The 22,531-nt window shown below is 68.2% G+C and carries 19 protein-coding genes; 9 read left to right on the forward strand and 10 right to left on the reverse strand.

Going from position 1 to position 22,531, the window contains the following annotated elements:
- The first annotated feature begins 46 nt into the window (after window positions 1-46).
- On the forward strand, window positions 47-1,930 hold the full coding sequence (locus ACH4YL_RS19395; RefSeq protein ID WP_398508586.1) for a LamG-like jellyroll fold domain-containing protein: 1,884 nt from the start codon (window positions 47-49) through the stop codon (window positions 1,928-1,930).
- Between the two features lie 64 nt (window positions 1,931-1,994).
- Here the strand turns inward: ACH4YL_RS19395 and ACH4YL_RS19400 are convergent, their stop codons facing one another.
- Genes ACH4YL_RS19400 through ACH4YL_RS19415 form a run of 4 tightly spaced genes read right to left on the reverse strand, consistent with a single transcriptional unit; the run spans window position 1,995 to window position 4,930 of the window.
- A complete protein-coding gene (locus ACH4YL_RS19400; protein WP_398508587.1) occupies window positions 1,995-2,213 on the reverse strand; it encodes a hypothetical protein in 219 nt (72 codons plus the stop codon).
- Window positions 2,210-2,608 carry a hypothetical protein gene (locus tag ACH4YL_RS19405; protein WP_398508588.1) on the reverse strand — a complete coding sequence of 133 codons (399 nt, stop codon included), beginning with the start codon at window positions 2,606-2,608 and terminating at the stop codon, window positions 2,210-2,212. Before ACH4YL_RS19405 ends, ACH4YL_RS19400 begins: the two co-directional genes overlap by 4 nt.
- 55 nt (window positions 2,609-2,663) lie before the next feature.
- Window positions 2,664-4,190: a sensor histidine kinase gene (locus ACH4YL_RS19410; protein ID WP_398508589.1), complete on the reverse strand. Its 1,527-nt coding sequence runs from the start codon at window positions 4,188-4,190 to the stop codon at window positions 2,664-2,666.
- Window positions 4,187-4,930 (reverse strand): response regulator transcription factor, encoded by a 744-nt coding sequence (locus ACH4YL_RS19415; protein ID WP_398508590.1) that lies wholly within the window; start codon window positions 4,928-4,930, stop codon window positions 4,187-4,189. The genes ACH4YL_RS19410 and ACH4YL_RS19415 overlap by 4 nt, the downstream gene beginning before the upstream one ends.
- 208 nt (window positions 4,931-5,138) lie before the next feature.
- Here ACH4YL_RS19415 and ACH4YL_RS19420 point away from each other — a divergent pair, with 208 nt between their 5' ends.
- Window positions 5,139-6,692, forward strand: a complete 1,554-nt coding sequence (locus ACH4YL_RS19420; protein WP_398508591.1) for an alpha-amylase family glycosyl hydrolase — start codon at window positions 5,139-5,141, stop codon at window positions 6,690-6,692.
- 91 nt (window positions 6,693-6,783) lie between these two features.
- On the opposite strand, the gene ACH4YL_RS19425 is transcribed toward ACH4YL_RS19420, so the two are convergent.
- The 3 genes from ACH4YL_RS19425 to ACH4YL_RS19435 all read right to left on the reverse strand — a co-directional run bounded on the left by ACH4YL_RS19425 (window position 6,784) and on the right by ACH4YL_RS19435 (window position 8,876).
- Window positions 6,784-7,407 (reverse strand): ABC transporter permease, encoded by a 624-nt coding sequence (locus tag ACH4YL_RS19425; RefSeq protein ID WP_398508592.1) that lies wholly within the window; start codon window positions 7,405-7,407, stop codon window positions 6,784-6,786.
- Between the two features lie 76 nt (window positions 7,408-7,483).
- On the reverse strand, window positions 7,484-7,807 hold the full coding sequence (locus ACH4YL_RS19430) for a hypothetical protein (RefSeq protein ID WP_398508593.1): 324 nt from the start codon (window positions 7,805-7,807) through the stop codon (window positions 7,484-7,486).
- 13 nt (window positions 7,808-7,820) lie between these two features.
- Window positions 7,821-8,876: a medium chain dehydrogenase/reductase family protein gene (locus ACH4YL_RS19435; protein ID WP_398508594.1), complete on the reverse strand. Its 1,056-nt coding sequence runs from the start codon at window positions 8,874-8,876 to the stop codon at window positions 7,821-7,823.
- 105 nt (window positions 8,877-8,981) lie between these two features.
- On the opposite strand from ACH4YL_RS19435, the gene ACH4YL_RS19440 reads away from it, so the two are divergent.
- Entirely contained in the window at window positions 8,982-9,635 is a 654-nt protein-coding gene (locus ACH4YL_RS19440; RefSeq protein ID WP_398508595.1) for a TetR/AcrR family transcriptional regulator, read from the forward strand.
- 279 nt (window positions 9,636-9,914) lie between these two features.
- Here the strand turns inward: ACH4YL_RS19440 and ACH4YL_RS19445 are convergent, their stop codons facing one another.
- Window positions 9,915-11,699: a sigma-54-dependent Fis family transcriptional regulator gene (locus ACH4YL_RS19445; RefSeq protein ID WP_398508596.1), complete on the reverse strand. Its 1,785-nt coding sequence runs from the start codon at window positions 11,697-11,699 to the stop codon at window positions 9,915-9,917.
- A gap of 177 nt (window positions 11,700-11,876) precedes the next feature.
- On the opposite strand from ACH4YL_RS19445, the gene ACH4YL_RS19450 reads away from it, so the two are divergent.
- From ACH4YL_RS19450 to ACH4YL_RS19475, 6 genes are all read left to right on the forward strand, one after another.
- Window positions 11,877-12,902, forward strand: a complete 1,026-nt coding sequence (locus tag ACH4YL_RS19450; protein WP_398508597.1) for an NAD(P)-dependent alcohol dehydrogenase — start codon at window positions 11,877-11,879, stop codon at window positions 12,900-12,902.
- A 17-nt stretch (window positions 12,903-12,919) separates the two neighbouring features.
- On the forward strand, window positions 12,920-14,518 hold the full coding sequence (locus ACH4YL_RS19455; protein WP_398508598.1) for an extracellular solute-binding protein: 1,599 nt from the start codon (window positions 12,920-12,922) through the stop codon (window positions 14,516-14,518).
- 81 nt (window positions 14,519-14,599) lie between these two features.
- A complete protein-coding gene (locus ACH4YL_RS19460) occupies window positions 14,600-15,478 on the forward strand; it encodes a carbohydrate ABC transporter permease (protein WP_398508599.1) in 879 nt (292 codons plus the stop codon).
- Window positions 15,475-16,320 carry a carbohydrate ABC transporter permease gene (locus ACH4YL_RS19465; RefSeq protein WP_398508600.1) on the forward strand — a complete coding sequence of 282 codons (846 nt, stop codon included), beginning with the start codon at window positions 15,475-15,477 and terminating at the stop codon, window positions 16,318-16,320. Before ACH4YL_RS19460 ends, ACH4YL_RS19465 begins: the two co-directional genes overlap by 4 nt.
- Window positions 16,317-17,405 (forward strand): ABC transporter ATP-binding protein, encoded by a 1,089-nt coding sequence (locus tag ACH4YL_RS19470; protein WP_398508601.1) that lies wholly within the window; start codon window positions 16,317-16,319, stop codon window positions 17,403-17,405. The genes ACH4YL_RS19465 and ACH4YL_RS19470 overlap by 4 nt, the downstream gene beginning before the upstream one ends.
- 1 nt (window position 17,406) lies before the next feature.
- Window positions 17,407-18,486 (forward strand): ABC transporter ATP-binding protein, encoded by a 1,080-nt coding sequence (locus ACH4YL_RS19475; RefSeq protein WP_398508602.1) that lies wholly within the window; start codon window positions 17,407-17,409, stop codon window positions 18,484-18,486.
- Between the two features lie 433 nt (window positions 18,487-18,919).
- Here ACH4YL_RS19475 and ACH4YL_RS19480 read toward each other — a convergent pair whose 3' ends face one another.
- Together ACH4YL_RS19480 and ACH4YL_RS19485 are read right to left on the reverse strand one after the other, a co-directional pair.
- Window positions 18,920-20,248, reverse strand: coding sequence for a class I SAM-dependent RNA methyltransferase (locus ACH4YL_RS19480; RefSeq protein WP_398508603.1), 1,329 nt, complete (start codon window positions 20,246-20,248; stop codon window positions 18,920-18,922).
- 84 nt (window positions 20,249-20,332) lie between these two features.
- Window positions 20,333-22,396 (reverse strand): APC family permease, encoded by a 2,064-nt coding sequence (locus ACH4YL_RS19485; RefSeq protein WP_398508604.1) that lies wholly within the window; start codon window positions 22,394-22,396, stop codon window positions 20,333-20,335.
- Window positions 22,397-22,531: the final 135 nt, after the last annotated feature.

Consider the following 22,531-nt stretch of genomic DNA (forward strand, 5'->3'; position numbering starts at 1 on the left):
GCCAGCAGTCTGCGAACAACCCGAGCGTCCCGTCATTGGAGTGCAGATGAGTACCGCAGAAAAGAAGACAGGACCGCAGACAGGAACGCAGAACCGGCTCGACAGACGCGCCCTGTTGCAGGCCGCGGTCGCCATACCGGCCGCCGGTGCGGTGGCCACCGCCCTCGACGCGGCGCCTGCTCAGGCCGCCGCGCCCCACGGAGGACGGTTCGACAGCGACAGCCCGCGCTTCGCGCTGGCCGTCCTTCCCGACACGCAGTACCTCTTCGACGCCGACAGCTCCGACCCGGAGCCCCTGCGTGCGACGTTCCGCCATCTCACCACCGAGCGGGCGGAGGCGAACATCGCCTTCATGACCCACCTCGGTGACGTCACCGAACACGGCACCCAGGAAGAGATCGAGCTCGCCGCGGACACCTTCCGGACCATCCACGGCAAGGTGCCCTACAGCGTCCTCGCGGGCAACCACGACATCCGTTCGTCCACGGACGACCAGCGCGGCGACTCAGCCTATCTCAAGGCGTTCGGGCCCAGGCGCTACGCCTCCATGCCGACCTTCCGCGGCGCCTCGCCCGACGGCTACAACAGCTACCACGTGCTGAGCGCCGCGGGCCGGGAGTGGCTGGTGCTTGCCCTGGACTGGCGGGTGTCGGACAAGGGGCTGGGCTGGGCGCAGGGAGTGCTCGACGCGCACCCGACGCTGCCCGCCGTGCTCACCACGCACGACATCGCCTGGTCGGACGACGACGGCAAGGCGCAACTGTCCGGCAACGGACAGCGGTTGTGGGACGGGCTCATCCGCGGCAACGACCAGATCTTCCTCGCGCTGGGCGGCCACTACTGGCCGCCGGGGCGCACCGTTCTCACCAACGACGCTGACAACGATGTCCACGTCCACATCACCAACTACCAGGACCGCTACTACGGCGGCGCCGGGATGATCCGGCTGTACGGATTCGACCTGGTCCGCAAGGTCGTCGACGTCGAGACCTTCTCGCCGTGGTTCCTGGACCGCGACCCGGAGAAGCGGACACCGCTGGAGGCCGAGACCGTCGAACTGACCGGCCCCACCGACCGGTTCAGCCTGAGCATCGACTTCGACGAACGGTTCAAGGGCTTCGACCCGGTCGTACCGCCGAAGCCGCGTCCCGCCTCCGCCGTGATGCCGCGCGGCACCGTCGCGTACTGGCGCTTCGACGAGGCCGGGAGGACCACCGGCGCCCCTGTGACGGACGGTGCGGTCGTACGCGATCTCACCGGCAACGGCAACGATCTGACCGTCGGCCGGCTGCACTCCAGCGGACCCGAGGCGCTCACCTGGTCCGCGGACCACCACCCGGGACAGCCCGCGCACGCCAGTCTCCGCTTCGACGGCGGCAAGAGCCCGGACCGCGGTGCGGTGCTGAGGACGGCGGCCCGTGCGGCGCTCAACAGCGAGAAGTTCCCGTACGGCTACACCATCGAGACCTTCGTCCGGCTGCCGGAGCCGTTCGAGGGCGATCACAACTGGATGGGCATCCTCAGCTGGGAGGGGCGCAACGGCGACGCGGGCAAGACCACCGGCTGGTCGCCGCTGGAGCCGACGTGCAGCCTCAATCTGTCGCCGGAGAGATTTCTGCAGTTCGTGGTCTATCCGCACAAGCAGGACGCCGATCCCACCTCGTGGAGCCACGCCGTTCCGGTCGGCCGCTGGATGCACATCGCCGTGGTCAACAACGGCCGCCGGACGGTGATGTACGTGGACGGCTCGAAGATCGCCCGTAATCCGTCGCAGCCGTCGACCGGCATCGCGACGCTCGGCAAGCCGTTCGTCATCGGCGGCACGCAGTTCGACGAGCGCTTCGGGCAGGGCTTCTACGGGTGGATCGGCGACACTCGCATCGTCAACCGGGCGCTGGCTCCGAGGGACTTCCTCTCCCCGCCGGCGTGACTCGTCCCTCCGAGAGGAGGATCCGGGACGCCCGCGAGGGCGTCCCGGACGTACGCGCACAGGGTCAGTTTCCGTCGTCGGCCGCGGCGGATTCCGCCTCGGCGGCGGCCGATTCGGCCGCATCCACGAGCTTCTGCATCTCCGCGAGATCGGACGGACCCGTGGTCGCGGTTCCCGTCCCGGTGCTCGGCCCGTCGCTCTCGCCGCAGCCTGCGAGGCAGGAAACAGCGAGAAGACCGGCCGCCACCGCGACGGCCGTACGTCGGCGTGCGGCGGCCGTCACTTCTCGCTCCCGTTGTTGTTCGCCTTGCACCAGGTCTTCACGCCGGCGAGGTCCTTCTGGCGCTTCTCCAGCGTCGGAACGAGTGAGCGGCGGAAGGTGAGCTTGTCGTTGAGGTAGGTCTGGATCTCGGTGTGACCGGCCTTCTTCGCGTTCTCGACGCGCTTCTCCAAGCGGCTGATGGACCCCGGTCGGGTCGCGTCGCCGCCCAGCCGGTCCAGTACGCGGTCGAGGCGCTTCTCGATCTTCGGCACCCGCTTGCACAGCGCCTGCGCGCCGTCGCCGGTCGGTGTCGCGCGCGGCGACGGCTTCCCGGTGTCGGCCAAGGCTGTGCCGGTCGCGGCCAGCAGGCCGACGGCGGCGGTGAGAGCCAGGGCGGCGGTCTTGGCGGTCCTCATGACGGTGTACCTCCTGGAGCGTGGCGCGGCCCATGTGCCTGCGCGCAGCCAGAAGTTAGGAGCCGACTTTGTGGAAACCTTGTGGGTGCCGGGCGGTGCCGATCAGCCAGTCCCGGTCGGCCGGCAGGGGTGTCGCTCCGCGGAGCGGGATGCGCACCTCGAACCGTGTGCCCGACGGCGACCGCCCGTCACCAGACCGCACCTCACCAGACCGCCCGTCGCCCGCCGGCCGGTCCTGGACCTGCACGCCGCCCCGGTGCAGGGCCGCCTGCTGTGCGACCAGAGTGAGGCCGAGTCCGGAGCCCGGGCTGTCCGGTCCGCGCCGGAAGCGCTGGAACACCGTGGCTCGCTGTGCGTGCGGGATCCCGGGTCCCAGGTCGTCCACCGTCAGTACCGCGACCGGCTCCGCCGCGTGCCCGCCGGCTCGCAGTCCGACTTCGACTCGGGCCCGCCCGTCGTCGCTGCGTCCATGGATCAGCGCGTTGGCCAGGAGGTTGTCGACGATGGTACGGAGCCCCGGCTCCCATCCGTACACGCTCAGGCGCGGCATCTCGGGCACGCCGATCTCCGCGTCGGGCTGTCTGCGCCGGGCGTCGGCGACCGCAGCGTCGATCACCTCCGCGAGGTCCACCGGGCCGAAGGCGTCGGCCTCCACGAGGTCGCCCCGGCCGAGTTCGCGCAGCATCACCAGCAGGCCGAGCATCCGCCCGTGCTCGCTGTGGAGGTCGTCGAGGACCTCCGTACGGTCCGAAGGTCCAAGGTCCGGGTGCTCGGTCAGGATGTCCAGGTTGGTCCGCATGCTCATCAGCGGGGTGCGCAGTTCATGGGCGGCGGCGGCCGCGAAGGACCGTGCGGTTGCCAGGGCGTCGGCGGTTCTGGCGGCCTGTTCGTCGTAGCGGGCGAGCACGGTCTGCAGGGTTCGTGCGAGGTCGTCCACCTCCGTGACCCCGGTGGATGCGTGGTCGAGACGTGCCGAGTCGGCCGTCGGGTCGAGTCCGCTGGTGCGTTGTTGCAGCCGACGCAGCGGCCGGGCGGCCCGGGAGGCGACGGCCAGGCCGAGCAGTCCGGCCACCGGAGCGGCCAGCAGCGCCACGGTCACCACGCGCCTGCGGACGAGCGTCAGTTGGGCCTGGCTCGCGGCGTCGGGAGAGAACAGCCACAGCGTGCCGTCGACGCCCACCCGCGCTCCTCGGACGCGGACCGACATGACGCGCCAGCTGCTGTCGCCCTCCTCGACGGTCACCGGTCTGGGGGCACTGGCCGGCAGCGGTACGGATGCACGTGGCTGAGGGCCGCCGGAGACGGTTCCCTCTGGTCCGGTCAGCCGGATGCCGACGTCGAGGGCCGAGGCGTACAACTGCCGCTCACGTGCCTGCTCGACGGCCGCCGACCGGTCGGCGGCGGTGACCCGGAGCAGCCGGCGCGCATCGCCGGACACTTGCGTCGCGCGCTCGCGCAGATGCGCGTCCTGCTCGGCGTGCAGATCGCGAGCGACCAGTTGGAGCAGCAGCCATCCGGCCGCGAGGACCAGCACCGGCACGGTGACGGCGACCGCGAGCGCGATCCGTGTGGACAGTTTCATATGCCCTGTCCCTTCATCTCGCCCGCCCAGTCGTCGCAGCGCAGGACGAAGCCGACTCCGCGCACCGTGTGGATGCACCGCGGGCGGCCGCCGCTCTCCAGCTTCCGCCGCAGATAGCTGACGAAGGTGTCGACGGCGTCGGTGCGTACCTCGAAGTCGTACCCCCAGACCCGGTCGAGCAGCTGGTCCCTGGTGAGCACGATCCCCGCGTTGCGCGCGAGGACCTCCAGCAGCTCGAACTCTCGCCGGGTCAGCGGCAGTTGCTCGCCGTCCAGCCGTGCCTCACGGGCCGCCGGATCGAGCACCAGCGGGCCGATGCGCACCACGTCGGTGGCCTTGGGCGGCCGCCGGCGCAGCAGCGCCTCGAGGCGCAGCACCAGCTCCTGCAGCGCGAACGGCTTGACCAGATAGTCGTCGCCGCCCGCCTGGAGCCCGGCGATCCGGTCCGCCGTCTCGTCGAGCGCCGACAGCATCAGCACGGGCACGTCGTTTCCGTCGTCGCGCAGCGTCCGGCACACCTGGATCCCGTCGAGGTCCGGCATGGAGATGTCGAGCACGACGACATCGGCAGGACGCTGACGTACATGGGCGAGCGCGGGCCGTCCGCCGTCCGCGAGGGCGACCGCGAAACCGGCCAGCCGCAGTCCTCGCTCCAGCGAACGCCGGATGGCCGGATCGTCGTCCACGACCAGCACCCGCCCCCGGGCGGCGTCACCGTCCATCCGCTCGCTCCCGTCCATCCGTACGGCTCCTGCACCATGCCGGTGCCCACCGTACGATGCCGCCGCGAGAGGGCCGGATCGGCCGTTCGCCGTGTGCTCCTCGTCCGCTGCACCGTCTCGAAGCGCCGCCAAGCCGGCCGCTGTTCCTCGCGGACCGATCCGGAGTGCGGAACGGCTCATGAGGGTACGGCTACTACGTTCCACCGAGGGCAAGGCGAGGGATGAGATGAACCGTCCGCCCGCATGGCTGGCCGATGCCGTGCTCTACCAGATCTATCCGCAGAGCTTCGCGGACTCCAACGGCGACGGGATCGGTGATCTCGCCGGCATCGAGTCGCACCTCGATCATCTGGCCTGGCTCGGCATCGACACGGTGTGGATCAATCCGTGCTTCGCCTCGCCGATGCGCGACGCGGGCTACGACATCTCCGACTACTACGCGATCGACCCGCGCTACGGCAGCAAGGACGACCTGGCCGGGCTGGTGGCAGCGGCCGGTCGCCGGGGTATCCGGATCCTCCTTGACCTGGTGGCCGGGCACACCTCGGACCAGCACGCATGGTTCGTTCATTCCGCGAACGCCCCGGACGACCACCGGTACATCTGGGCGGAGCGCCGGGCCGAGCGTTTCGAGCCGTCGCCCGGCAGCCGTCCCGGCTACTACCTGCCGAACTTCTTCGCCTTCCAGCCGGCCCTGAACTTCGGTTACGCCCGGCAGAACCCGGACGAGCCGTGGCGGCAGCCCGTCGACGCCGAAGGCCCGCGGCACAACCGCCGGGCCCTGCGCGAGATCATGGATCACTGGCTGTCGACCGGGGTCTCCGGCTTCCGGGTCGACATGGCCGCCTCTCTCGTCAAGGACGATCCCGGCACGGCGGAGACCGTCAAGCTGTGGCAGGAACTGAGGAGTTGGCTGGACAGGGCTCATCCCGACGCGATCCTGCTCAGTGAGTGGGGCGATCCGAGAACGGCCGTCGAGGCGGGCTTCCACGCGGACTTCTTCCTCCACTACACCGGCAGGGCCTTCCGCTCGCTGTGGGACAACGGCGGCATCACGGCGGACGGCTGGGTGGAGGTCGGTCCCTGCTTCTTCGACGCGGCCGCGAAGGGCTCTCCCACCGCCTTCGTCGAAGAATGGCGCCAGGCCACCCACGCCGTCGGGGACCGCGGACACATCTCGCTGCCCACCTCCAACCACGACTTCCCGCGTCTGGCCTGCGGCGCGCGCACCGGCGACCAGTTGCACGCCGCCTTCACCCTCCAGCTGACCTGGCCCACGCTTCCCGCCGTCTACAACGGTGACGAGATCGGCATGCGGTACGTCCCCGGCCTGCCCAACGTCGAAGGCAGCCAAGTGGGGCCGGACTACAACCGCGCGGGCTCGCGCACCCCGATCCAGTGGGACGCCGACGACCCCGGCATCACCTACCTCCCGCCCGATCCCGACCCGGACCGCCCCGACGTCGCCGCCCAGCGCGCGGACCACGGATCCGTGCTCCATCTGGTCCGCGACCTGATCGCCCTGCGCAGGGCCAACCCGGGGCTGGGCACGGCCGGCGACGTCGAAGTCGTCCACGCCGGCTATCCGTTCGTCTACCGGCGCGGAGGCGGACGCTTCCTCGTCGCCGTCAACCCCGGCGCGGAGCCCGCCGAAACCGAGGTCGGCGCCAACCCAGGTGCGCTGCTCATCGGCCGGGGCGCCTCGTTCACCGACGGGCGGGTGCGCCTCGACGGCTTCGGGTATGCCGTCTACCGCGCCGACGGACAGACGTCCCTCTGAACCGCGGCACACCTGAGCCGCTCGCCGCGTCCGTGCGGTCAGGAATGCGGGCAGGCGGCATGCCAGAGGCCGCGTACGGAATCCGCGTGGATCAGCGGAGCGCGTGGTTGCCGGCGGTGAGGCGGCGGCGCTCGAGGACGGCTGCGACCGCATAACCGCCGCCACCGGCGACAGCCAGGACCCAGAAGAGGCCCGGGGTGCTGAGAAAGAGCGCGGCCGTGGAGATCAGCGCGAGCCATGTGCCGAGGCTGTAGTGCAGGACGTTGCGGCGCGCGGCGCCTTCGCCGAGGTAGAGCAGGCCGACGACTAGGCCGGCGCCGGTGGGCCAGAGCGTGGTCTGCAGTTCGGGCATGTCCAAGGTGGCGGTGAGGCCGGTGATGGCGAGGAAGAGGGCGGCGAAGGCGCTCAGCCAGGACAGGCCGAGCAGCCTGGCGGAGCGGACGTCGGATGTGCTGGCACCGCGCTGAGCGCGGGTGGCGGCGATGGTGGCGTGGACGGTACCGGCGGCGAGGCCGATACCGAGGATGACCGTCGGCAGCCAACCGGGCATGCTGACCAGCGGGTTGGCGCCCTGGGACAGGGCCGAGGCGCCGTGGCCGAAGACGTACGCGAGCCCGAAACTGACGTAGGTGGCGCGGTTGTCGACCTCGGCGGTGCGGGCGGTGTCGTCGGTCGCGGTGGTGGCGATCGGGGCGGTGAGAGCGGTGATGGTCATGGCTGGATACCTCCGTTGTGGGCGTGTTGCAGCATGGCCTTACACATCAAAACTTACAGTCGTTACCTAACGGGCGTCAACGGTGCGTGAGGAGTCCCGGCGCCGTTTTTGGCGCGACTTTCAAGCGGCGACGAGGCGGGCAAGGGAGATGATCAGCGCGCCGGCCCGCCGGTATCGGCGGGCCAGGGGAAGACAGCGGCGACGGCGCGTTGGCGGGCAAGCCGAGCAGCGCCGACCACAACGCGAGCGCGTCGGCGGCCGGGGCGTCGGAGAGGATCCGCATCACTTCGATGCCGACAACGGCCAGATCATCTGTGGTGACGTCGCCGTCGATGGCCAGGATCTTCGCGCGCAGCGGGCGGCCCTCGCCGCGACGGTCCCCCCGCGAGGGCGAGGGCAATCTGCTGCCACACTCACGATTGGGGCACGCCCGGGACGATGACGACCTTGCCGGCGACGGTGCGCGACTCGGCCAGCGCCAGCGCCGAACCGGCATCGGCCAGCGGGAACTCCGCGGCGATCTGCGGGGTGAGCACACCGTCGGCCAGCAGCCGCAGCACCTGGGTGAGGTCCTCGCGCAGCCGGTCCCGGAAGACGGCCAGGCGACGCCTGCCCGCCCAGAAGTTGTAGAAGTGCGCGCCCTTGCCGTTGGGCAGGTAATTCCACATCGCCAGCCGCGCGAACGACTTCAGCACAGGCAACTGCGAGTTGCCGTCCTCGTTCTTCGTGGCCGCGGTGCCGTAGGACACCAGCGTCCCGCCCCGGCGCAGCATCCGCCACGACTCCTTCAGGCCGGACCCGCCGACGTGGTCGAACACCGCGTCCACACCGTCCGGCGCGATCTCGCGGATGCGCTGGTACATGTCCGGGTCGCGGTAGTCGACCGGGATCGCGCCCAGCTCGCGCACAGTCTCATGGTGACGCACCGACGCCGTGCCGATCACCCTGATCCCGGCATGCCGGGCCAGCTGCACGAGCGTGGAACCGACGCCGCCGTTGGCGCCCAGCACCACGATCGTCGCGCCGGAGCGCACCTTGGCGGTCCGGTGCAGCATCTGCCAGGCCGTGATCCCGTTGACCACCATGGTCTCCGCGGCGGCAGCGCCCACCTCGTCCGGCACGGCCACCAGGTCCGCGGCGTCGACCAGCAGAGAACTGGCCCAGCCGCCCACCTTGGTGACCGCGGCGAACCGGCGCCCCACCATCGCGGCATCCGCATCCGAGCCGACAGCGGTCACCGTGCCGACCACGTCGTAACCGGGCACGAAGGGGAAGGGCGGCTGGTCGTAGTACTTGCCGCGGCGCATCTGCTGCTCGGCGAAGGACACGCCGGTCGCATCCATCCGGAGAACGACCTCTCCCGCAGCCGGGGCCGGGAGGTCGCGGGTCTGAACCCGCAGGCCGCTCGGCTCGACCTTCCCGGGCAGAAGGACTTCGGTGACGGTGGTGGCAAGGGCTCTGCTGCTCATGGTGGGCTCCAAATCCGGCCGTGTGCTTACAGTCGTAAGGCTACGCCCGCGAACTCATGAGGACAAGAGGAAACACCTGTAAGGTTTTTGGCGTAAGATAACGGGATGGAAAAAGACAGGACCGCGACGACCGCACCGCCGCCCGCTCGCGCTCGCAATCGTCGGGGGGAGGGCGCCCGCCTGCGCGACGACATCGTGGCTGCGGCGGTCGAACTACTCGAAGAGACCGGCGACGAAAGCGCCGTCACCCTGCGATCCGTCGCCCGCCGCGTCGGGATCGCCGCCCCCTCGATCTACCGCCACTTCCCCGACCAGCCGACCATCATGCTGGCCGTCGCGCAGCAGGCCTTCGCCGAGCTGGAAGCGCAACTGCGCGCCGCCCTGGACGCCGCCGACAACGATCCTCGGAAACGGCTGTTCGCCGTCTGCACGGCCTACCTGAAATTCGCAGAGGACCATCCCGGGCGCTACCGCACGATGTTCGGTGGACTCTGGATGCCCGATCTGAGCAAGAGCACCCTGACCGACACCGACATCTCCTCCCTCGGCGATGCCAACATGACGCTGCTCAGCGGCACCCTCAGCGACTGCGTCACGGCGGGCTGCGCCACGAGCACCGACCTGGTCGCCGACTCGGTGGCGTTGTGGCTGGGCCTGCACGGGCTCGCCCACCAGCGGTCGGTGACAGTTGCCTACCCGTGGCCGCCGGACATCGCCGAACGCATGATCACCACGCTCGCGCACCTGAAAGACGAGTGAGGAACTCGGCAGCCTCCCGCTGATGGAGCGGTGCTGTCGCGCATACGATTCGTCTGTTCCCATCCGGATGGCGCGACAACTGGATGTGTACGCCACTGGGGAAAGCCGGTGGGAGGCCTAGGGCCTGTCGTCTGGATCAGGCCGGATCAGTGAGCGGGGTCTGGTGTCGTGGATCGCAAGGCGGAGGAGGGAGGCATGGCGGAGCCATGCCGACCGACGACAACGCAGCGAGGCGCGCTGCCAGGGCACGCGAGCCCGGCAAGATCCAGACGACAGGCCCTAGGTGAGGCTCGACGGGACGATCCCGTAACGGCGCATCTTGCGGTACATGGTGGCGCGGGAGATACCGAGATCCTGCGCGGTGCGCTGGACGTTGGAGTTGCGGTCCATCAGGCCGCGGAGAATGGCATCCCGTTCCAGCGCTTCGATGGTGGTCAGGACCTTGTGCGAGGACACCCGACATTCCGGTGGGAGATCCTCCACTCGCAGGATCCGGACGGACGGCCGCCGTGCCAGTCCACGGATCACCGACTCGAGTTGCCGGACATTCTCCGGCCAGGAGCAGCGCTGCAGCAGCGCAAGCGCATCCGGGGAGCAGCTGGTCTCTCCGCTCGGCCGGTATTTGAGCAGGAAGAACCGGACCAGGTGCTCGATGTCGCCATAGCGATGGCGGAGGGGCGGCACCTCCACCGAGGCGCCGCACAGACGGTCGAGCTCGTCCTCAGTCGTGACCATGGACGGCTGACTGGTCATGATCAGTTGCCCGGTGGCGGTCCCGTCGAGCTGCGTAAGGAGGCTCCGCAGCTGTTGGCGCAGGAGGTCGCCCAGAAGGTGGACATCCCGCAGGACGACCACGTTCGACGGCTCGGCCAGCAGCTCGCGGACGTTGCCCAGCCAGTGCTCGGCGGCGTGCGGTGACTCCGACAGCGGCGCCTCCGTCCTCTCGAGTCGACGCCCGGCACCGCGGGCTCGGTGGATGGCTTCGATCAGCGCCCTCTTGCCGACCCCGGCTTCGCCCACGAGATGCAGCCAGGACCCGGCGACGAACGCCGCCTCGGTTTCGGCGACCGCGCTCAGCCATTGCGGCGAGGAGCCCACCAGGCCCAGGCCCGATCGCGTAGGCCCGGAGGCGACGACCGGTCCGGGCTGGGGACGTCCGATGACTCGGACTCGGAAGATCGTGCCCGCGTCGCTGTCGTCGCGACGGCTACGGCTGACCCGGAGTTCGGCGACTCGTCCGGAGGGGAGGGCGATGCTCCGGGTCCCTTGGAACCGGGGGTCGTCGGCCACCTCACGTGCGTGGTCGAGCAGTGCGTGGTGATCCGGCCCTGTCACGGCCGATCTCAGCTGCTCGTTCATCATGACGACATCACGGTTGAGGGCCAGGACGGGTCCCGGGCGCACCGAGGAGCACGCGTCCATGTAGTCATGGAACAGAGCCCGCTCCCGTCGCGAGCTGATCGCGGCGATCTCACTTTCGATCTGGTTTGCGACAGAGCGGGCCAAGGCCATGAGCATGCCGGCAGAACCCTGCCGGACCGTGGTCAGGTTGAAGGCTCCCAGCGTCGTGCGCCGGATGGGATGCAGAATCGGCACGGCCGCGCAATGGAAGTCCCGCAGCGCCTCAACGTAATGCTCACTTCCGGCGATCATGACAGGGCGTCCGCTGGCCAATGCGGTCCCGATGCCGTTGGTGCCCACGTAGCGCTCGGCGAACACGTGGCCCGGAGCCAGTTGCACTCGGTTGAGCCGCGTCGTCAGAGCTTCGTGGGAGACCATGCGGGACAGCACCACGCCGTTCCGGTCGGTGACCATCGTGGACACCGGGTCGTCGGCAAGCTGCTCGTGCAGCCTGTTCACGATCGGTAGCGCCGCTCTGGCGAGCGGGCTGTCCAGATTGGGGTTCTCGAAGTAGGGGGCGTCGATGCAGCTCGACTTCACTTCGTACTCGATCGAGCGTTGCCACGACGCGACCACGAGCGGGCGTGCGTTCGGATCCTTGGTGGCTTCCTGGTAAAGCTCTCTGGCTGCTGTCAGCGCGCTGCCAGGTTGACGTCGGGGCATTTAACACTCCCGTATCGCACGCGTCATCCCTCGGTGGAGTGATTGGAACAGCTCGATGACGCCGCGCCTATGGCCTGTATCACATTGATACATCCGCGGACCGCTTGTGAGACATCGGCCTGCGCGCGGCGGGCTGTGTAATCGGCGCACCCCACCCGCCGATTCGCAGGGAGCGCCATGAAAGCCGTGCAGGTCATCGAGTACGACGAGCCGCCAGTGCTCGTGGATGTGCCGGACCCGCAGATCACCGGTCCGCTGGATGTGATCGTGAAGGTCGGGGGCGCGGGGGTCTGCCGCACCGATCTGCACATTCTCGAAGGGCAGTGGAGCGACAAGAGCGGGGTTGTCCTGCCCTACACCATCGGTCATGAGAATGCCGGCTGGGTGCAGGAGGTGGGACAGGCCGTCACCAATGTGAAGGTCGGCGACCCGGTCATCCTGCACCCGCTCGTGACCTGCGGTCTGTGCCGTGCCTGCCGAGCAGGCGACGACGTGCACTGTATGAACTCGGCCTTCCCGGGCATCGACACCGACGGGGGCTATGCGGAGTACCTGAAGACCACCGCCCGCTCAGTGGTGGCACTCGACCCGTCCCTTGAGCCGGCGTCGGTTGCGGCACTGGCCGATGCCGGGCTGACGGCGTACCACGCTGTCGCCAAGGCGGCCCGGGTCCTGCGACCGGGCGATCGAGCCGTGGTGATCGGCGCCGGAGGTCTCGGGCACATCGGCATCCAAGTGCTCCGGGCCCTGTCGCCGGTCGAGATGATCGTGATCGACCGAAGCCCGGACGCTCTTGCCCTCGCCAAGGAACTGGGCGCCGAACACACGCTGGTCGCGGACGGGAGTGAGAGCGAACGCGTCCTGGAACTCACCGGCGGGCACGGAGCCGAGGCGGTTTTGGACTTCGTGGGCGAGGGCGGTGCCGTCGAGACCGGCGTGGCCTGCCTGCGCCGCAACGGCCATTACTACGTCATCGGCTACGGCGGCCGTCTCGACGTTCCCACGATCGACGTCATCTCCACCGAGATCAACTTCATCGGCAACCTCGTGGGGTCCTACAACGACCTCTCCCAGCTGATGGTCCTGGCGGCCCAGGGCAAGGTCAGCCTGCACACCCAGCGGTACCCCCTGGCGTCCTTCCGCGACGCCCTCGACGACTTGTCCGCCGGTGCCGTCCGCGGCCGAGCGATCTTGATCCCGTGAGTCGAAGGAGCAGCCCCATGCGCAACAACTCGTACAAGGGCATGATCGCCGCCGCTGCCGTCGTGGCCCTCACCGCCACGGGATGCACCGGTCAGGATCCGGTGGAGAGCAAGCCTGACAAGCCGGCGCTGTTCAAGCCGGGTTCGGAGATCAGCTACGGGAAGTACAGCAAGAACTACCCGACGACGACGGTCAAGGACGTCCCGGGGCCCTGCAGCTACGAGGCGATCAGCCGTAAGGACTACTCCGGACAGACACTGAAGATCATCAGCCACGCCATACCCGTCATCGGCGAGCCGACCCAGCTGCATGCCGAGCAGTTCGAGGAGATCACCGGGGCGAAGGTGGAGGTGGTCAACGTCCCGTTCGGGGAGCTGCACCAGAAGATCCTCACGCCCCTGCAAGCGAGTCAGCCGGCGTACGACGTCATGTTCTACCCCTCCTTGTGGATAGGCGACATGGCCCCTTACTTGGCCCCGGTGCCGAAGGAGTATCTGGACTCCCCGGGCATGAAGGACGTCACGAAGGCCTATATGGACGTGGCGACCTGGAACGGGAAGGTCGTGCAGTACCCCGTGGACGGTGACCGGCATTACCTCAAGGTCCGCACGGACGTCCTGAAGGACCCGAAGCGCCAGGCGGCGTACAAGGCGGCCACGGGCAAGGATCTGCGCACGCCCAGGACGTGGGCCGAATACCAGGAGGTCGCCGCCTTCTTCAGCGGCAAGGACATGGACGGCGACGGCAAGCCCAACTTCGGCAGTGCCGAGGTGACCAAGCGTGATGACCTGACGTTCTCAGCATTCATCAGCCGTGCCGCACCGTATGTGAAGCACCCGGACGTCAAGGGCGGCCTCTTCTTCGACCTCGACACCATGAAGCCTCTGATCAACACCCCAGGCTTCGTACGCGCTCTCGACGACATGGTGAAGGCCAAGTCGACCTGGGCTCCCGGTGGCGCCAACTTCGGTCTGGGTGACGAGATCTTCTCCTTCGGAGGCGGTCAGACGCTGATGTCCTACTCGTGGGACGACGCGTTCATCCAGGCCCAGCAGCCGGACAGCAGGATACGCAACAAGATCGAAGCAGCGGCGCTGCCCGGTTCCACCGAGGTCTACAACCGCACCACACAGGCGTGGGACAAGAAGCCGAACCAGGCTCCCTACTTCACCTGGGGGTGGACCTCGGCGGTGTCCAAGGCCTCGGGCCACCAGAAGATGGCCTTCGACTATCTGTGCTTCTTCAGCAACGAGGCGAATACCGCGCTCGATCTGACCATCGGCCGCTTCGGCGTGAATCCCTACCGCAACGCCCACTTCGATGCGGCGTTCTGGGAGAAGCAGGGCTGGGACAAGGACGTCGCGAAGTCGTACGTGCAGACGCTCTCCGGCATGGAGAAGAGCACCAACCGCGTCTTCGACCTGCGTGTCCCCGGTGTCAACCAGTACATGTCCGCGCTGGCCAACGGCGTCGCCGCGGCTCTGGCGGGGCAGAAGGCGCCGCAGCAGGCACTGGACGAGGCGGCCCGGGAATGGTCCAAGATCACCAAGCAGATCGGTGAGGACAAGGTCCGCGACGCCTATCGCAACGTGGTCGCACTCGAGGACTACCGCTGACCCGACCGCAGGACGCCCCGGGTGGCCGCCCGGCCCCGGCCGGCCACCCGGGGGCGACCGCCCCTTTCCGCAAGGAGAACCATGTACGGCCTGCGCCGGCACAAGAGCATGTTCCTGCTCCCAGGACTGCTCACACTCCTACTGATCATCATCTTCCCTCTTCTGTTCACCATCCGCGTCAGCTTCTCCGGCTGGAACGTCAGCAGCCCTCAGATGGACTTCATCGCAGGGGCCAACTACGCCGCGATGCTGCACGACAGCCGCTTCTGGTCCGCGATCATGCGCCTGATCCTGCTGGCGGGCGGCACAGTCCTGATCCAGTACGTCATCGGATTCGGCATGGCCCTGCTCGTCTGGCGCGATGTACGCGGCCGCAGGTTCTGGCGGGTGCTGTTCCTCGTCCCCATGATGACCACTCCCGTCGTGATGGCCGCCATCTGGCAGATGATCTTCCACGAGTCACTTGGGCCGCTGAACGATCTGCTCGGGATGCTGGGCCTGACCAAGGTTGCCTGGCTCACCGAGTCCGGGCCGGCGCTGGTCGCGCTGATGACCGTGGAGGTCTGGCAGTGGACGCCGTTCATGTTCCTGCTGCTGCTGGCCGGCCTGCTGAGCCTTCCCAAGGAACCGTTCATGGCCGCCGCGATCGACGGCGCCGACGTGTGGCGCACGTTCTGGAAGGTGACCTTCCCGCTCATGGCGCCGGTGTCGGTAGCGGCGGTCATCATCCGGCTGATCGAGGCCTCCAAGCTCTCCGACAGCGTCTACGTGCTGACCTCCGGCGGACCGGGCTCCTCCACGGAGACTCCGGGCTACTACCTCTACATCCAGGGGCTCCGGGATCAGCAGACCGGCTACAGCGGGGCGATGTCCCTGACCTACCTGGTCCTGATGATCGTCACGCTCACCGTTGTCGCCGCCTTGCTCACCAGGGCCCTCAAGCTGAAGGGGCACTCATGAGGCCACGCCTTTACCCCGTATTCAAGTACACCGTGATCGCACTGTGGGCCTGCTTCGTCGCGGGACCGTTCTTCTGGGCCATGACGACCAGCTTCAAGGACGCCAACGCAGTGCAGGGCGGCGCCACATATCTTCCCTGGATCCAGTACCAGCCCACCGCCACCGGCTGGCACAACATATTCGGCGGAGCCGGTGGCATCGATGTGATCCAGCCCTTCCTCAACAGCGCCATCGTCACCATCGCCGCCTCGGCCATCAGCCTCGTCCTCGGATCCCTGGCCGCCTACGCGTTGTCCCGCTACCGGTTCAAGATCGGCTTCATCAAGAACAGCGACATCGTCTTCTTCTTCGTGTCACAACGGATCATGCCGCCCGTCGTCCTGGTGATCCCCTTCTTCTACCTGCTGCAGTGGGCGGGCCTCCTGGACAGCATCCCGGGACTGGTCATCGTGACGGTCGCCCTGCTGCTGCCGATCGCGGTCTGGGTGATGGTGGACTTCTTCAACGGCATCCCGCGCGAGATCGACGAGATGGCCATGCTCGACGGGTGCGGGCCGTTGCAGACCTTCGTGCGGGCGATCCTGCCGAACTCGCTGCCTGGGCTGACCGTGGCCGCGATGTTCTGCGCGGTGTTCGGCTGGAACGACTTCTTCTTCGCCTTCAGGCTGACCTTCACCGAGGTCCAGACCCTGCCCCAGGCGGTCGTCGCCCTCAACTCCTCCATCCCGCCCTGGTGGACCCTGTCCGCGGCTGCCCTGTTCGGTGTGGCGCCGCTGGTCCTGCTCGCCATCTGGGTGGAGCGCTATCTGTCAAAAGGCAACCTGTCGGGAGCAGTCCGATGAATCTGAGTGCCACTGATCTGTGCCTGAACGTCGATGGCGTCGACCATCTCAAGAATGTGACCGCACTATTTGAACCGGGACGGCTCCACACGGTCATCGGCCGCACCATGGCGGGAAAGACGACGCTGCTGCGGGCCCTGGCCGGCCTGCAGGAGGTGGACTCCGGCTCCCTGACCAGGGACGGAGCCGACCTCCTGAGAACACCGGTCTGGCGGCGCGACACCGCCATGGTCTACCAGCAGTTCATCAACTACCCACATCTCAGCGTGTTCGGCAACGTGGCCTTCCCACTCCGGCGGCAGGGGCTGTCCCGGGACGAGATCCAACGACGGGTCAGCAAAAGCCTGGCGCTTGTCGGCCTGACCGGCTTCGAGCGGCGCAAGCCGTCCCAGCTTTCCGGCGGACAGCAGCAACGCGTCGCCGTGGCGCGCGCCCTCGCACGCGGCACGCGGATTCTCCTGCTCGACGAGCCACTGGCCAACCTCGACTACAAACTGCGCGAACAACTGCGCGACGAGTTCAAGACCCTCTTCTCGGACCAGGGCGACACGATAGTGGTCTATACGACGACCGAGCCCGCCGAGGCGATGATGCTCGGTGACGTGGTGCTGGTCATGCACGAGGGACGAATCCTCCAGGTCGGCCCCCCGCAGGAGGTCTTCGAGCGCCCCGCAACGACCACCGTGGCATCCATCATCAACGACCCGCCCATGAACATCTTCCCCGGCCGGATCGAGGGCGGTCAGGTCACGGTGGCCGGCTTCCAGGCCACACACGTATCCGCGCATCTCGCCGACCTGCCCGACGGCGCCTACCAGTTCGGCCTGCGGGCAACGGATGTCAGCCTGGCCTCCGCCGGTGTCGAAGGCGAGGTCACCTTCGTGGAGATCTCCGGCTCGGAGACCTTCGTTCACGCGGCTGTCGGCAAGACTCCGTTCGTCATACAGATCGAGGGCATCCATGACGTCGCTCTCGGTGATCTTGTGAAACTCCGGCTACGCCCCGAGCGGCTGTACGCCTTCGACGAGAAGGGCTCGCTCGTGCGGACACCTTCGTACGATCTTGTTTCAGTGGGAGGGCGTTGAGATGGCGCAGTTGGACATCGTCGACGTCGGGCACAGCTACACGCCCGGCGCCGAAGGGAAGCAGTGGGCCCTCAAGCCACTGAGGCTGACCTTCGAGGCCGGCAAGACGTACGCATTGGTCGGGCCGTCGGGCTGCGGCAAGACAACGCTGCTGAATATCCTGTCCGGGCTGGTCAAACCGTCACAGGGCCAGGTCCTGTTCGACGGCGTGGACGTCACGGCTCTGCCGACGAAGGCGCGGAACATTGCCCAGGTCTTCCAGTTCCCTGTCATCTACCACTCGATGACGGTGTACGAGAACCTCGCTTTCCCGCTGCAGTGCCGCCGGTGGGACAAGGCGAGGATCGATGCCAAGGTCCATCAGGTGGCCGAGGCGCTGGATCTGGACGACCGGCTGGGGCAGCCCGCCCGGCGGCTCACCGCGGATGACAAGCAGCTGATCTCGCTCGGCCGTGGTCTCGTCCGTGACGACGTGGCGGCCGTGCTGATGGACGAGCCCCTGACCGTCATCGATCCGCAGCTGAAGCACTCGCTGAGGCGCAAGATCCGTGAGATCACTGAGCAGTTCCAGCCGACGGTGATCTACGTTACCCACGACCAGTACGAGGCCATGAGCATTGCGCAGGAAGTGCTGGTCATGAAGGACGGCCAGGCCATGCAGCAGGGCACTCCGGAGCAGCTCTTCGAGGCACCCTCATCAACGTACGTCGGCTACTTCATCGGATCACCGGCCATGAACTTCCTCACCCTGGACCGGGCGCACCAGGAGTTCACCCTTGGAGGCCGGACCCTGGGCGTGGCGTGGGACATCCCGGAGAGCACCGGCGCGGTCCAGGTGGGAATCCGGCCCGAATACGTCAAGGTCGTCACGGAACCCGGGCCAAACACCTTTGCCGCCAGGCTTCGCGGCGTCCAGGATCACGGCCCTCAGCACGTGCTCGAGATCGACGTGGCCGGCCAGCCCATGAAGGCGAAGGTGCCGCGAGAGGACGGGGTTCCTGCGATCGGCGAATTCCTGGTGCATCTACCGCGCGCGAAGGCTCTCCCCTATTCGGACGGTTACCTGGTTCTCCAGTCGTAGAGCTAGTGGTTGCCGACGGGAGGCCAGTTGCAGTCGGGAAACAGCAGTCCCCGCTGTCGCTGCCGACTCTCACGTCGGCGTGGACGGCATCATCCGCAGCGGACCGCGGGGCCGGTCGTACACGCGCGAACGACCGGACTTGCGGAGGTCTTTCTGAACGGCATCAATGTCCGGCAGACTGCGGCACAGATCAGGTGGGCGTCGTCCATGCCTTCGTGGTGCGCCGGCCGGGCCGTCCGCCGCTTCTCAGCGGTGTTCGGGAATCGGGCAGACCTCAGGAACTGCATCTCCCGCCCCACGCGACCTGCGCGATCAGCCGAGTGACGCCCCGCCAGAATGTACGTCAAGCGTGCGTCACGTGCGTCGAACATGCGTCGAGATATCGCCCGTAACGCACGTAGCGCACATAACGCACACCTACCGAACCCGCAGGTCAGCGGCCCTTTTCGGCGGGCTCAAGGATCGCGACGCACTCGACGTGATGCGTCATCGGAAACAGGTCGAACGCCCGCAGCGTCCGCACCCGGTACCCGTTCTCGCCGAAGTACGCAATGTCCCGCGCCAGCGCCGCCGGGTCGCAGGCCACGTACGCGATCCGCCGCGCGCCGAGCCCCGACAGGTGCTTCACCGTCTGCCTTCCCGCACCCGCGCGCGGCGGGTCGAGGACGATCAGGTCGACCTCGGTGATGCCGGTGCGCGGCAGGACGGACTCGACCTTGCCGTGCTCGATGCGTACGCGGTCGAAGGACGCGAGGTTGTGCCGGGCGTCCTCCACCGCGCGCTTGCCCGACTCGATGCCGAGCACCGCGCCCTGGTCGCCGACCCGGTCCGCGATCGCGCCCGCGAACAGGCCCACGCCGCAGTACAGATCGAGCGCCATGTCGCCCTTGCGCGGCAGCAGGCCCTGCATCACGGCCTTCATCAGGACGTCGGCCGCCTGCGGATGCACCTGCCAGAAGCCGCCCATGCCGACGCGGTACGTGCGCTCGTCGGCCCGCTCCCGTACGAAGTCCCGGCCGTGCACCCGGTGCACCGCGCCGTCACGTTCTTCGACGCGCAACACCGAGACCGGCTTGTCCAGTTCGACCAGCGGAAGCCGGCCGCCCGGGCGCGGGGTGAGGACCACCTGGCGGTCGCTCGATCCCGTGGCGGCGATCGCCTCGACCGTGGCCATCTGCGACCAGTCCTGGTTCTCGATGCCGAGTTCGGTGACCCCCGGCGCGGCGATCATGCAGTGGTCGATCGGCTGGACGTCGTGCGAGCGGTGCTTGCGAAGCCCCGCGCGGCCCTCCGTGTCGATCGCGTACTGCACCCGCGTGCGCCAGGCCGGCACCTCGCCCTGCGGCAGCTTGTCGCCCGGCGCCGGCATGACCGTGCCGTCCCAGCCGACGTCCTCCGGCGTGAGACCGGCGAGCCGCTGCAGCTGCTCGGCGATCACCTCGCCCTTGAGCCGGCGCTGGGCTCCCGGCTTGGCGTGCTGCCAGTCGCAGCCGCCGCAGTTCCCGGGGCCGGAGTAGGGGCAGGGCGCCTCGATGCGGTCCTTGGACGGGTCGATGATCCTTACCGCGTCGGCGCGCAGGAAGCGGGAGTCCGCCTCGCCCTCGGTGACACGGGCGACGACCTTCTCGCCGGGCAGCGTGTGCCGTACGAACAGCACCCGCCCCTCCTCGGTGCGGGCGATGCAGTGGCCGCCGTGGGCCACCGGACCGACCTCGACCTCGTACTCCTCCCCGACCAGCGAAGACTCTGATGCGTTCTGCATGGCGGGGTGACTCCAGGGATGAGAGAGGGGGCCGCCGTCCGAGTGCGGACGACAGCCCCCCAGTCTACGTGCGTGCGCGGACCCTCAGGTCCCGCTGCTCGGACGCTTGGTGGTCGGTTCCTTCGGCCGCTCGTCCACCGGACCGCGGCGTACCGAACCCGGCGCGTTCCAATCCTGCCGCTTGCGGGCGCGCTGCTTCGCCGCCTCCGAGGACTCCAGCTGGTACGGCACCGACGTCACCATCACGCCGGGCGTGAACAGCAGCCGCCCCTTGAGCCGCAGCGCGCTCTGGTTGTGCAGCAGATGCTCGTACCAGTGGCCGACCACGTACTCGGGAATGACGACGCTGACCACGTCGCGCGGGCTGTCGCGCCGCAGCCCCTTCACATACTCGATGATCGGCCGGGTGATCTCGCGGTAGGGCGAGTCGAGGATCTTCAGCGGCACATTGATCCCGCGCCGCTCCCACTCCGCCCGCAGCGCCTTGGTCTCGGCCGTGTCCACGCTGATGCTCACCGCCTCGAGCTTGTCGACCCGCATCAGCTTGGCGTACGCGAGCGCGCGCAGCGTGGGCTTGTGGATCTTGGAGACCAACACGATGGCGTGCACCCGGGACGGCCGCACGCTGTCGTCGCTGGGCTCGTCCGACGCCGCGAGCTCGTCCGAGACCCGGTCGTAGTGCTTGCGGATCGCGCTCATCGTTCCGTAGAAGATCACCATGCCCAGCAGCGCCACCCAGGCGCCGTGCGTGAACTTGGTGGCCAGCACGACCACCAGCACCAGGCCGGTGAAGAAGGCTCCGAAGGTGTTGATGGCCCGCGAGCGGATCATGTGGCGGCGCTTGGCCGGGTCCCTCTCGGTCTTCAGATGGCGGTTCCAGTGCCGCACCATGCCGGTCTGGCTGAGCGTGAAGGAGACGAAGACACCGACGATGTAGAGCTGGATCAGCTTGGTCGAGTCGGCCCCGTAGAGCCAGACCAGCAAAATGGCCGCGCCGGCCAGCAGCACGATGCCGTTGGAGAAGGCGAGCCGGTCGCCGCGGGTGTGCAGCTGGCGCGGCAGATAGCGGTCCTGCGCGAGGATCGAGCCGAGCAGCGGGAAGCCGTTGTACGCGGTGTTGGCGGCCAGGAACAGGACCAGCGCGGTGGCCGCGGCGATGAGCACGAAGAAGAACGTCCCGTCGCCGAAGACGGCGGCCGCGACCTGCGAGATCACCGGGTTCTGGACGTAGTCGCCGCCGACCGGCACGCCGTTGCGCAGCAGGTCGTGCGCGGGTTGCTCGGCCATCTTCACGTCGGTGGCCATGGCCAGGCCGATGATGCCGCAGAACATGGTGACGGCCAGGCCGCCCATGAGCAGCAGGGTGGTCGCGGCGTTCTTGCTCTTCGGCTTGCGGAAGGCGGGGACGCCGTTGCTGATCGCCTCGACGCCGGTGAGCGCGGCACAGCCGGAGGAGAAGGCGCGCAGCATCAGGAAGATCAAGGCGAAGCCCGCGAGGCCTTCGTGCTCGGCCTTGATCTCGAAGTCCGCGGTCGGGGCCTTCATGGTCTCGTCGAGTACGAACCCCTGGAACGCGCCCCACGCGATCATGACGAACACGCCGGCGACGAAGACATACGTCGGGATCGCGAAGAGCTTGCCCGACTCCTTCACACCGCGCAGATTCATCAGCGTCAGCAGGACGATGATCACGACCGCGCAGAGGACCTTGTTCTCGACGACGAACGGGACCGCGGAGCCGAGGTTCTCCACTCCGGAGGAGATGGAAACGGCCACCGTCAGGACATAGTCGACGAGCAGCGCGCTGGCGACGGTGAGGCCCGCCCTGGGGCCGAGGTTGGTGTTGGCGACCTCGTAGTCGCCGCCGCCGCTCGGATAGGCGTGCACGTTCTGCCGGTACGAGGCGACCACCGTGAACATCAGCACCACGACCGCCGCCGCGATCCACGGGCTGAAGCTGTAGGCCGACACACCCGCGATGGAGAGAACCAGCAGGACTTCACCTGGCGCGTACGCCACCGAGGACAGCGGGTCGGAGGCGAAGACGGGGAGCGCGATGCGCTTCGGGAGGAGCGTTTCTCCCAATCGGTCGCTGCGCAGCGCCCTGCCGATGAGGATCCGTTTGGGCACGTCGGTCAGTTTGGACACGCACAGGATCGTAAGCGTTGCGTATGAACGCGTCCCACCCCCACCCCCGTCCCACGGCGGAGTCACATGCTCCGTACGCAGGGGGACTGCCTCTGCGGACCGCGCGTGTGTAGCTTTGGCCACGGTCTGAGACCC

This window comes from Streptomyces sp. NPDC020681 (genome assembly GCF_044334895.1).
Classification (GTDB): Bacteria; Actinomycetota; Actinomycetes; order Streptomycetales; family Streptomycetaceae; genus Streptomyces.

Coding starts and splice junctions, on each gene's coding strand:
- ACH4YL_RS19395 (WP_398508586.1), top strand. CDS start 47: ATGAGTACCGCAGAAAAGAAGACAGGACCGCAGACAGGAACGCAGAAC.
- ACH4YL_RS19405 (WP_398508588.1), bottom strand. CDS start 2,608: ATGAGGACCGCCAAGACCGCCGCCCTGGCTCTCACCGCCGCCGTCGGC.
- ACH4YL_RS19410 (WP_398508589.1), bottom strand. CDS start 4,190: ATGAAACTGTCCACACGGATCGCGCTCGCGGTCGCCGTCACCGTGCCG.
- ACH4YL_RS19415 (WP_398508590.1), bottom strand. CDS start 4,930: ATGGACGGGAGCGAGCGGATGGACGGTGACGCCGCCCGGGGGCGGGTG.
- ACH4YL_RS19420 (WP_398508591.1), top strand. CDS start 5,139: ATGAACCGTCCGCCCGCATGGCTGGCCGATGCCGTGCTCTACCAGATC.
- ACH4YL_RS19425 (WP_398508592.1), bottom strand. CDS start 7,407: ATGACCATCACCGCTCTCACCGCCCCGATCGCCACCACCGCGACCGAC.
- ACH4YL_RS19435 (WP_398508594.1), bottom strand. CDS start 8,876: ATGAGCAGCAGAGCCCTTGCCACCACCGTCACCGAAGTCCTTCTGCCC.
- ACH4YL_RS19440 (WP_398508595.1), top strand. CDS start 8,982: ATGGAAAAAGACAGGACCGCGACGACCGCACCGCCGCCCGCTCGCGCT.
- ACH4YL_RS19445 (WP_398508596.1), bottom strand. CDS start 11,699: ATGCCCCGACGTCAACCTGGCAGCGCGCTGACAGCAGCCAGAGAGCTT.
- ACH4YL_RS19450 (WP_398508597.1), top strand. CDS start 11,877: ATGAAAGCCGTGCAGGTCATCGAGTACGACGAGCCGCCAGTGCTCGTG.
- ACH4YL_RS19455 (WP_398508598.1), top strand. CDS start 12,920: ATGCGCAACAACTCGTACAAGGGCATGATCGCCGCCGCTGCCGTCGTG.
- ACH4YL_RS19460 (WP_398508599.1), top strand. CDS start 14,600: ATGTACGGCCTGCGCCGGCACAAGAGCATGTTCCTGCTCCCAGGACTG.
- ACH4YL_RS19465 (WP_398508600.1), top strand. CDS start 15,475: ATGAGGCCACGCCTTTACCCCGTATTCAAGTACACCGTGATCGCACTG.
- ACH4YL_RS19470 (WP_398508601.1), top strand. CDS start 16,317: ATGAATCTGAGTGCCACTGATCTGTGCCTGAACGTCGATGGCGTCGAC.
- ACH4YL_RS19475 (WP_398508602.1), top strand. CDS start 17,407: ATGGCGCAGTTGGACATCGTCGACGTCGGGCACAGCTACACGCCCGGC.
- ACH4YL_RS19480 (WP_398508603.1), bottom strand. CDS start 20,248: ATGCAGAACGCATCAGAGTCTTCGCTGGTCGGGGAGGAGTACGAGGTC.